Consider the following 8,887-nt stretch of genomic DNA (forward strand, 5'->3'; position numbering starts at 1 on the left):
CGTACGACATGAGTAAGGCGTGCAAGGCCGCGAACTAGATGTCGGTTTATTAAGGTATGAGTTTTGATACGTAAAGAGCAAGCACAACAGCGGTAATGGTGTTAATGAGTTAAACGGTTTGTCTTACCCAAAACCTGAACAGGACAGTGACCTTCGAGGTCAGGTGGGTGCCTAGGAGGGTAAGACGTCAATTTGGATCTCATTAGGGCGCAACTGACGCCGGATATATGTCGCAAGACCGCGAACCATTAGTAGCTAAGACCCTGCTGTGAAAGGTGAAAAACGACAAACGAATTTATTTAGTAAAAAACAACAGAAAGAGGACACATTGGCCTTGCTAAAACCGAGGTGACCATATATGTCCTATTATTCTCAGCCAAACCAAGAATATGGTATTTCAGTATTCCCATCAGGATAGACAATCACAGTGATAATGTCATCGCTATCAGGGTTAACTGAATAAAACCAAACAGACCAATAATCTTCTTTTTCCACCCTTTTTGTATATGGAGCTATATCACCTTTTTTAGTGAAATGAGTTCCTTTAAGCTTTGGCAAGGGGCCACTACCAAAATCACTAAGCGTTTTGTTAGCCAAATCAATAACCTGATCTTCTGTTAACATTACTTATTCCCAATCTTTTGCATTATATTTTCTCGCTAAATCTTCAATGTAGCGATGAGCATCATCAATCTCTAATTGATTGAACTTATGCTGCTGTTTCATGAGAGCTTTAAACACCGTCAACTCTTTTGCCCACTCTGTTTGGTTGTTATAATTAGTAAATCCACGTCTGACAAAATCCTTTGCATGCTCTAATTCATGCATAATTTCAAATCGAGTTGCCCCTTTTCTTAAATACATGGTTTTGTCCGCTGCTACAAAGCCACCACGAATTTTCTTGAATTTTTTTTGCTCTAAATCATTAAGGTGCTTATCAGCATTCAAGTCTATCTTTATTCCATGTTTATCGAGATATTTTCAGAAAATATCGGGATAGAAAATATCGTAGAAAATATCGGACAGCCATCTAAATAATCAAGCTATTTGACGGCACAAAAAGCCAGCGAAAAAGTCTAGATTTGCTGTAAAGATTCGCTGCTGATTCATTAATGGATGCAAGGTTAGGCTAAAATGTTATTAGAAATCCGTAGCTCTGACTGGATGTGTAATTATTAGGTGTGATCAATCCTGCCTGTTAAGCAAGTTACGCAGTTGGTTTGTGCTGCTGGAAAATATTATCCTAATCCACTCAGTCGGTTACATGCTGCTTGGCCACGGGTCCAGCTGTGGCCTGCTCTGATGCTATGTGCTATGAGGTGCTCCCAGCTGCCTGCAGCGCTGCCAAAACTACGGCTAAAGTGGCTGACAAGTTGCAGCCAGCTATCTTGCTCTATGCCCAGCTCGTGCAAAAGTTTTGGTTGATTGGCGGGAATGTAGCCACGTTTATCATCACGAATGGCGCGCCCTGTCCAGTCTACTAATTGCAGGTACTCTTCAAAATAGAACGGAATTTCATGGGCTTGACGTGAATCAAATTGACGTTCAAAGGGTAATAGTTCGGATTTCGTTACCTGATGGGCATCTTGCTTTGCCTTATATTGCTGTATCCGCTCATAAATCGAGGTGTACTCTTGCTCTTCGATGCGCTGACAGATATCGGCTCGTATTGGATTTAAATCGACATAAGCCATACACGTTAGCAGCGCTTTCTCATCCAGCAAGGCTTGGCTTTTAAACCGTCCTTCCCAAAAATGGCCCTTGCATTTATCTTCTTGGTTGGCTCTGCGGGCAATATCTTCATTTAAACAACGCATAAACCAGCTGATGTCCTTAAGGCGTTTGCGCCATTTTTCTATTAGCTCTGCAACGACTTCTTGCTGGGCAGTGCTTTGCTCTTTCCCTACTAGCCAATCATCCACCAACATGGGCACAGCAAATAATTGTTGCCAGCACTCCACGACGTCAACATCCGATAAATCACAGTTATCGGCTAAATTTATGTGCAGTATCAGATGGTAATGATTGCTCATAATGGCGTAAGCACAGATATCTATGGTAAAAATGCTGGCGAGTTGTTTGATTTTATCCAGCAGCCAAGGCTTGCGATGTTCGTAACTTTGCTGGGTGTACTGGTCGATGCCGCATAAAAAAGCGCGACGCACACAGCGACTGGTGACATGGTAGTAAGGCGTTGATTCAGGGCAGATCAACTGCCCGCGAGATAAAGTCATGGCCACATCCTGCTCATTAAGTGGTCTGTTAACTATGGAACAGAATGTGAGTTAGCGCAAAAAGTGATGGGTGTCCCGTTATTCCTCACCGTCATCCGGTTATCAATATCATAGGCATACCAGTCAACGTCTGTGGTGGTTTGACCATCGGGCTGATGATGAATGGTGGTAATCCGGCGGCGGTTGCCAACAGCGTCGTAGTCATATTGAATTTCAGCGCGACCCAACTGCTTGTCACCCCACTTGGCCTCACTGGTAACCAGTTTCTTCAGGCGACCGGCTTCATCATATTCAGAGTGGGTATGTAGCAGGCGGCTACCATCGGCCGACAATATCTTACGCTCTGTTTCACGGCCGTTAATGTCATAGCTGAATTGCTCCTGAGTTTCGCCCGCCACCAACTCAGATTTCAGTAAGCCATTGTTGTAGTAACTGTACTGCGCAACATAGCCGCTTTCGCCCGTTTTCGTCTTAAGCGCGTTGAAGCTGTTGTAGTCAAAACTCAGTTTGGAGCCATCAATCAGGGTTTGGGACGCCATCAGTCCGCGGGCATTAAACGTAGCGGATTTTACGCCCTGCTCAATGCCATCGCTATCTAGCCAGGCTTCCCGCTCGCGATTACCCTGCAGGTCATAACCAAAAGTTTGGTGCATGCCCTGGCCTTTGCTCTCGATTATCTGACCATATCTGTCATAGCGGGTCAGGCTGGTATATGACGTTTCGCCATAAATGTCTTCCTGGTAACGCTGACCGGCCTGGTCATAGTAATAACGCTGATATAGGTCGCTGTAGCCTTTTGCCAAGTTCACTCTGGCACGGCTTTCTAACTGGCCGTTATTGTTATAGTAGAATTGCTCTCCCTTTCCATCGGCACTGATGGTGGCAATCAAGTCACCACGGGCGTTATGGTAGTAGTGTTTTTCCGCACCACTTGCTGCTCTACTGCGTGATGAACAACCATATTACCCTGTGTTTCTGGATTAGCTTCGAAAAATGTCTTTTTATAATTTTTAGTTGTTGACTCACCAAAAGCTGCAACCGGCTTTTTGTTTGGAACAACAGGTGACTAGATCCCGACTTCCCCTTCTTTAAAAAATGAATTACCTTTACCCAGACACAATTTGTTTATTTCTAACGCTTTGTTATCATTATTTTCGAAGGTCACTTTGTAGTTCCCGTTCACATCAACTTGCAAAACAATCACTACTGGCCTTTTGTTCCCCTCGTCTTCTATATCACTGCAAAGTTTGCTGAATAGCCCCTCAAGTGTATCAAAATATTTATCTTCAATATCTTCATCCACTTCTGATAACTTTAAAATTTGTCCCTTTCGATAACTCCACTGAGAGCTTATATGGTTCGCATTGTATTCGACATACCTGTAAAACCCCTCATCCCAATCTATCTCAACGGTGGAAAGAAACTCCCTAAGAAGTTTCGCTCCGCCAATTACAAGTTCATCTTTATTTGTATTTGTGTTCATTAATATCTTCTCGTGTACTGAGTGCCAGTTTCATTGCTGAACGTATGTCGAATTCGGTCAAATAGATCCCCGCCTCTAAAAATATTAGTTCTAACTTTTAGCACGTTTGGGCGCCCAATGTCATCAAAACTACTAAGTTTATGAGAAAAACTAATTTCCGTACCAGGAACTCTTAAAGCCCTCGCATAGTCGTTTTCAAGAACTTTAAATGACCCTCTATTAAAGTTTCCATTTTGAGGGAACAAGTTCTTCAAGCCCTGATCTTTCATGAACCGATGTGCGATGAGGTGGCCACCTTCATCTGCTGACAAGCCCTTTCTGCCCGTCAATAGGGCTTGAGCTTCTTCTAAGGAACTTCTGAAGTTCCCCGCAGCTGCTCCACCAAAATCTTCAGTTAGTTTACCGGACACTTCAAGCGGGTGGCCATTTCCATCTACAACCCATCGTGCGTGATTACCACCTTGATTTCCTATTACAATTTCTAAGTTGCCACAATTATCATTATGTACAAGTACTTTTAACTCACCAACAAAGTAAGTATGAAAATCAGCAACTTCTATATTATAAACTGTATCTGGTTCTAACTCTTTCTCCAACGAAACAACCTGTACCAACATTCCTTTGGTCTTTGTGGTGATGAGTCGTGGGGAAGCGTACGACATGAGTAAGGCGTGCAAGGCCGCGAACTAGATGTCGGTTTATTAAGGTATGAGTTTTGATACGTAAAGAGCAAGCACAACAGCGGTAATGGTGTTAATGAGTTAAACGGTTTGTCTTACTCAAAACCTGAACGGGACAGTGACCTTCGAGGTCAGGTGGGTGCCTAGGAGGGTAAGACGTCAATTTGGATCTCATTAGGGCGCAACTGACGCCGGATATATGTCGCAAGAGCGCGAACCATTAGTAGCTAAAACCCTGCTGTGAAAGGTGAAAAACGACAAGCGCATTTATTTAGTAAAAAACAACAGTAAGAGGACGCATTGGCCTTGCTAAAACCGAGTTGACCATATATGTCCCGTTATTCATGACGGCCATTTATCGATAGACAATAACCGCGCTGAACGCGCAATTAAGCCGCTGGTTATTGGGAGAAAGAACTGGCTCTTCTCGACCAACCCTAACGGAGCTGAAGCGATCGCGATGCTTTACAGTATCGTCGAGACTGCGAAAGCCAACGGACTCATCCTCTATGACTATATCGTCAAGTGCATGAAAGAGCTGGCGAAAGCGGAGCCAGATATCGATTTACTTCTGCCTTGTAACTTCAAACATTAGCAACATCAGCCCGTGGGATCATGGGGCGTTTACCGTTTACGAAAGAGGACACATTGGCCTTGCTAAAACCGAGGTGACCATATGTGTCCTATTATTTATTCCTGCTCTAGCCAAAAGCGGCTAATTGTGACAACTAACTGAAAAGCTCCGCTATTGATTAATTAATATTCTCTTTTGATCAACTGCATAAATAGATAAATCACTATAAAAAGGAACAAATGAATTTTTTAATTCTTCATCAGAATGCATCGAATTCAGAAGATGCTCTAAACCTACATCTCTTCCTAAGCGCTTTTCTATACGCTGAACAGCAGAACATATACCATCGATGGATGAATAAGAACTTAACCAATCATCCTCGACTAGAGTGTTCAATATTAACTGATATTTTTCAGGTACTCGCCAGCTGTGCTCTAAAATACCCCGATATAATTTGGCAATAAAGCCATCAACACTTTCATCACAAAATGAGCCCCAGTTCTGCATCAGTAAATAATCACAATAAATATCTAATACGATTCCACAATAACGACGATATCTCTTATCAACACGGCCTTTATAACTCACTACAAAATCATGTTGATCTGTATATACATCTATTAATCGATGATGCTTCACTCCAGAGCCGAATAACAAAGGTAAATTGGAGGTAGCGCTACCCTTAACGTATTCACCAACAACGCTACCAACTGTGAATTCTTTAGGCCCACCCGCAAGGTGGGCATGGGCTAAAAAATTCAACCTTAGTCTTCCTCGTCGAATCCCATATCAGCTCGTAACTTCAAATAGCTAGGGGGTAAATATTTGTCATCAGGCTCCATATCCATTGGCAAACAGTCATCCCACCCCGTTGAAATTAAATAATCTATTAGTCCTGAGTATTCACATCCGGCAGCTGCTACAGCTGAAACATCCTTATTTTCTTCTGCGACGACCCTTCTTTGATGAATTTTACACAAAGCTGAATAAATACTGATGAGCTCATTATTTTCTAACATTCTTTATCTCCCCATACTTTCAACAAGCATTGACACAGATCCTGATTGATCCAAGCTTGGAATCTCACAAACTGCATACTGAGCGCAGTTAAACATATTTAACTCTCTCATATCAAAAGAAGAGTTTTGTTCAGGAAAACGATAACGAAGATTTTGAGTTCCTGTACCATTTAAAACGTAAGCGATCAATCAGGGGTTAGATCGCAGCCATTGTTGTAGTAACTCTACTGTGCAACATAGCCGCTATCAAAGGGGTGCCGGTCCCCGAATTTCTCGATCTGGCCAACATGCAAAAGGCAAGACCCTGATGGCTCTTTCATTGCCAAGCTCTTCGGCAAGATTGAGTAAACCAGCTTTGTGTTTGATGATTGAGTTGTTAGTATGAAGCATGATAGTTACCTCTTTTTTGTGTTTTGATTAAAAGATTCGACACCTTTATCAAAACGGGTAACTCTCACTTTTTCAAGTCGATGTGTCAGATCTTGTCTGAACTAATACATTTTACCATCAGATTTGGCGTTAGTGGGGAGATCTAACACCTGATTGATCGCTTACTTTGGAACAACAGCCCAGCACCTAGGCTAGACTGTTTACACATCAGATCAACTTCGACAATCTCGCCATCAAATCCGTCATATCTTTGCTCACTCCTATACTGGAAATAACATGGTATTCTCCAGTTTGCTTAAAGACGTCTAACTTGTGATGTGCTAAATCTAGTACATCAGAAGGCAGAGAACTGAATGTTAATTTGACTTCTTCATCTGCGTAATCTTCTGCCATATGCATAATTTCAAAAGTCGCATCTTCAAGAGAGATTCCGTATTTTTTGCAATCAGAAAGATGTTTTTCCACTAAACCTAAATATGACCCTGCACTCATCATTTATAGTCCTCTATCTTGACGAAGTTGCCATACAGCTTGATCACCAATATCTACTGCTTCCCAATGAAGATTTCCTGGTGTCGAATCATTAATTAAACGACTGTATTCTTTTACAGGTAGAGAAACTCTTTTCGCAAATATATCTCTCAGCGCTTCAACTTCATGTGTTTCGTGATGTAAAACAGCAACAATGGATTCGTCGCTATCTAGAACCGAATTACGCACATAGACATTTACATTGCTATCTTTATCAGCAAGAGTACCTCTCCAGGTTAATTGCTGGTTAGGATTTCCAACCTCAACATGACCATAACTCGCATATGAATCACCGTACTTTCCGAATTGGCGATCATAAAAAGCATCATCAACAAACCGAATATTTACATCATCTGCAATGTAAACACCGTAATCATCTGCCAACCTTAACGCATCGTCTACAGAACGCGGGCCTGCTGCGTTGGGAGCCCACCTGGTTTGATGTCTAAACGCTGCTCCTTTAATCAAAGTACTGTCTGGAACAACTTTACCTGAGTTTAGGCTAGCTAATCTACCAGACTTAAGGGGCATATAGCGAGCGAATAAATCATCAGAAAACCTGCTAACATCAAACTTAGACGTAAATTCCCTGAACGCCTTTGTTGGTTTATACAAAAGCCTTTCTAGTGCAACACTACCATATTTATAACCTTGCGCAGCACCAGCCGTGGCTCCAAAACTAATGAGCTCCATCGCGCTCATTTGCTCATCTGCGATCGTCATCCCATAGCCAGTGGCGAAATTCCTCTTAATACCATCAACAGAGCCTATCCCTGATAGGCCAATCACTCCTCCTATAGACTCAACTGGGCCAAAGAACGTGAATTCTAACCCTAGAGCGGTAATGGGAGCATTATCATGCCACCACCTACGCGAGTTATTGAAATAGTTACCTTCTGATGGCGCATATCCATTGTAGTTATGTGGGGAAAAGGCCGGGTCGCCAAGGATATCATCAAGTGAAAAATCAAGCCCTTGGATATTCAGCCTACTGCTCAGGCCTTGTTGTCCTTCCACGTTTTCCTGTAACTGCCCTTGCCAAAAGTCAAGTTGTTCACCAAAGCTATAATCAGCCACACCACCAGTTAACGCTGCAGTCTGAGAGCCAGGCTTATGTCCAACTATCGGCATGCCTCTCGCCCTGTCAGCGCTAAACACAGGACTAATAAAGCTAATCTCCGCCTCAGAAGGATTTAACCAATCACCAAACCTTCTCCCCATCCTTGCTGCATGCTCATTCAATCCGCCTTCATCCACTAAGCGATTACCCACCGCATTACCAAACGCATCCACCACAAAGGCACCTGCATTATCACCAAAGGATTCGCCTCTCAGTGCTGAAGACGCTGCCGCACCTACAAAACTGGTCATGGTATCGCGCACAGTCCTGTTTATCGACGTGTCTGCAAGGCCACCTGTCAGCCCCGAGCTCATTGAACCACCCACAGCAGATGCAGCTAAGTTAGTCCAACTAAACGACATATCCATGCCTAACGCTTTACTGCCCGCATAGCGCGTGGCATAGCTGGTTGCAGCATTAACTGCACCGCCCAGCATATCGCCAGCCACTGAGCTTTCCGTCAGACCCGTTGCCCAATCTGAAATACCTCCAATGGCGTCACCAGCACCTGCCAGCACACCACCGGTCAGGCCACCTATTGCAACCTGTTGCCATGAGAAGTCGTCAACCACGCCAAACGCTTTGCCAACCAATTGGGAAGCAGCAGAGGCCGATGCTCCAACCCCTGCTCCCGTTCCGACTGTTGCCCCTGCGCCTGTTAGGCCTATCTGCTCCACCAGAGGCCCCACAAATTCAGGCGCATAAATCGCCACCACCACGGCCACAACCGCCATCACTATCATCGCTATCGGGTTACAGCTCTTACTCGGTGGCGGCGGCGCAATGGCATTGGGGTTGATGTCCCCTAAAATGTCACTTTCATTATACGGCTTGAAGCTCTCTGCGCCGTTGTAGC

At 43.7% G+C, this 8,887-nt stretch carries 10 protein-coding genes and 1 pseudogene; 1 reads left to right on the top strand and 10 read right to left on the bottom strand.

The window, feature by feature from the left end:
- Nucleotides 1-372 precede the first annotated feature (372 nt).
- The 6 genes from K6Y31_RS21565 to K6Y31_RS21590 form a co-directional block, all read right to left on the bottom strand.
- Nucleotides 373-624, bottom strand: a complete 252-nt coding sequence (locus tag K6Y31_RS21565) for a hypothetical protein (protein ID WP_233055100.1) — start codon at nt 622-624, stop codon at nt 373-375.
- Between the two features lie 3 nt (nt 625-627).
- The gene (locus K6Y31_RS21570; RefSeq protein WP_345790284.1) at nt 628-960 is read right to left on the bottom strand and encodes a zincin-like metallopeptidase toxin domain-containing protein; all 333 of its coding nucleotides are present in this window, start codon (nt 958-960) and stop codon (nt 628-630) included.
- Between the two features lie 278 nt (nt 961-1,238).
- Nucleotides 1,239-2,234, bottom strand: a complete 996-nt coding sequence (locus K6Y31_RS21575) for a transposase (protein ID WP_233055102.1) — start codon at nt 2,232-2,234, stop codon at nt 1,239-1,241.
- A gap of 32 nt (nt 2,235-2,266) precedes the next feature.
- Complete coding sequence (locus K6Y31_RS21580; protein ID WP_233055103.1) at nt 2,267-3,124, bottom strand: hypothetical protein; 858 nt, start codon at nt 3,122-3,124, stop codon at nt 2,267-2,269.
- Nucleotides 3,125-3,300: 176 nt separating this feature from the next.
- Nucleotides 3,301-3,717 (bottom strand): hypothetical protein, encoded by a 417-nt coding sequence (locus K6Y31_RS21585; RefSeq protein ID WP_233055104.1) that lies wholly within the window; start codon nt 3,715-3,717, stop codon nt 3,301-3,303.
- On the bottom strand, nt 3,717-4,379 hold the full coding sequence (locus K6Y31_RS21590; RefSeq protein WP_282560223.1) for a DNA/RNA non-specific endonuclease: 663 nt from the start codon (nt 4,377-4,379) through the stop codon (nt 3,717-3,719). Before K6Y31_RS21590 ends, K6Y31_RS21585 begins: the two co-directional genes overlap by 1 nt.
- Before the next feature lie 331 nt (nt 4,380-4,710).
- Here K6Y31_RS21590 and K6Y31_RS21595 point away from each other — a divergent pair.
- Nucleotides 4,711-4,992: pseudogene (locus K6Y31_RS21595) on the top strand (IS66 family transposase); the annotation flags it as partial.
- Between the two features lie 150 nt (nt 4,993-5,142).
- Here the strand turns inward: K6Y31_RS21595 and K6Y31_RS21600 are convergent.
- The 4 genes from K6Y31_RS21600 to K6Y31_RS21615 form a co-directional block, all read right to left on the bottom strand.
- Nucleotides 5,143-5,733 carry an acyl carrier protein phosphodiesterase gene (locus K6Y31_RS21600; protein ID WP_233055106.1) on the bottom strand — a complete coding sequence of 197 codons (591 nt, stop codon included), beginning with the start codon at nt 5,731-5,733 and terminating at the stop codon, nt 5,143-5,145.
- A gap of 2 nt (nt 5,734-5,735) precedes the next feature.
- Nucleotides 5,736-5,990, bottom strand: a complete 255-nt coding sequence (locus K6Y31_RS21605; protein ID WP_233055107.1) for a hypothetical protein — start codon at nt 5,988-5,990, stop codon at nt 5,736-5,738.
- Nucleotides 5,991-6,587: 597 nt separating this feature from the next.
- The gene (locus K6Y31_RS21610; protein WP_233055108.1) at nt 6,588-6,875 is read right to left on the bottom strand and encodes a hypothetical protein; all 288 of its coding nucleotides are present in this window, start codon (nt 6,873-6,875) and stop codon (nt 6,588-6,590) included.
- Nucleotides 6,876-8,887: hypothetical protein (locus K6Y31_RS21615; protein ID WP_233055109.1), on the bottom strand; the 2,012-nt coding region annotated here is incomplete at its 5' end.

This window comes from Motilimonas cestriensis (assembly GCF_021295315.1).
GTDB lineage: Bacteria > Pseudomonadota > Gammaproteobacteria > Enterobacterales > CBDFNC01 > Motilimonas > Motilimonas cestriensis.

Excerpts from the sequence above, each read along its gene's own strand:
- K6Y31_RS21610 (WP_233055108.1), bottom strand. The coding sequence starts at position 6,875 with ATGATGAGTGCAGGGTCATATTTAGGTTTAGTGGAAAAACATCTTTCT.
- K6Y31_RS21585 (WP_233055104.1), bottom strand. The coding sequence starts at position 3,717 with ATGAACACAAATACAAATAAAGATGAACTTGTAATTGGCGGAGCGAAA.
- K6Y31_RS21590 (WP_282560223.1), bottom strand. The coding sequence starts at position 4,379 with ATGTCGTACGCTTCCCCACGACTCATCACCACAAAGACCAAAGGAATG.
- K6Y31_RS21605 (WP_233055107.1), bottom strand. The coding sequence starts at position 5,990 with ATGTTAGAAAATAATGAGCTCATCAGTATTTATTCAGCTTTGTGTAAA.
- K6Y31_RS21575 (WP_233055102.1), bottom strand. The coding sequence starts at position 2,234 with ATGACTTTATCTCGCGGGCAGTTGATCTGCCCTGAATCAACGCCTTAC.
- K6Y31_RS21565 (WP_233055100.1), bottom strand. The coding sequence starts at position 624 with ATGTTAACAGAAGATCAGGTTATTGATTTGGCTAACAAAACGCTTAGT.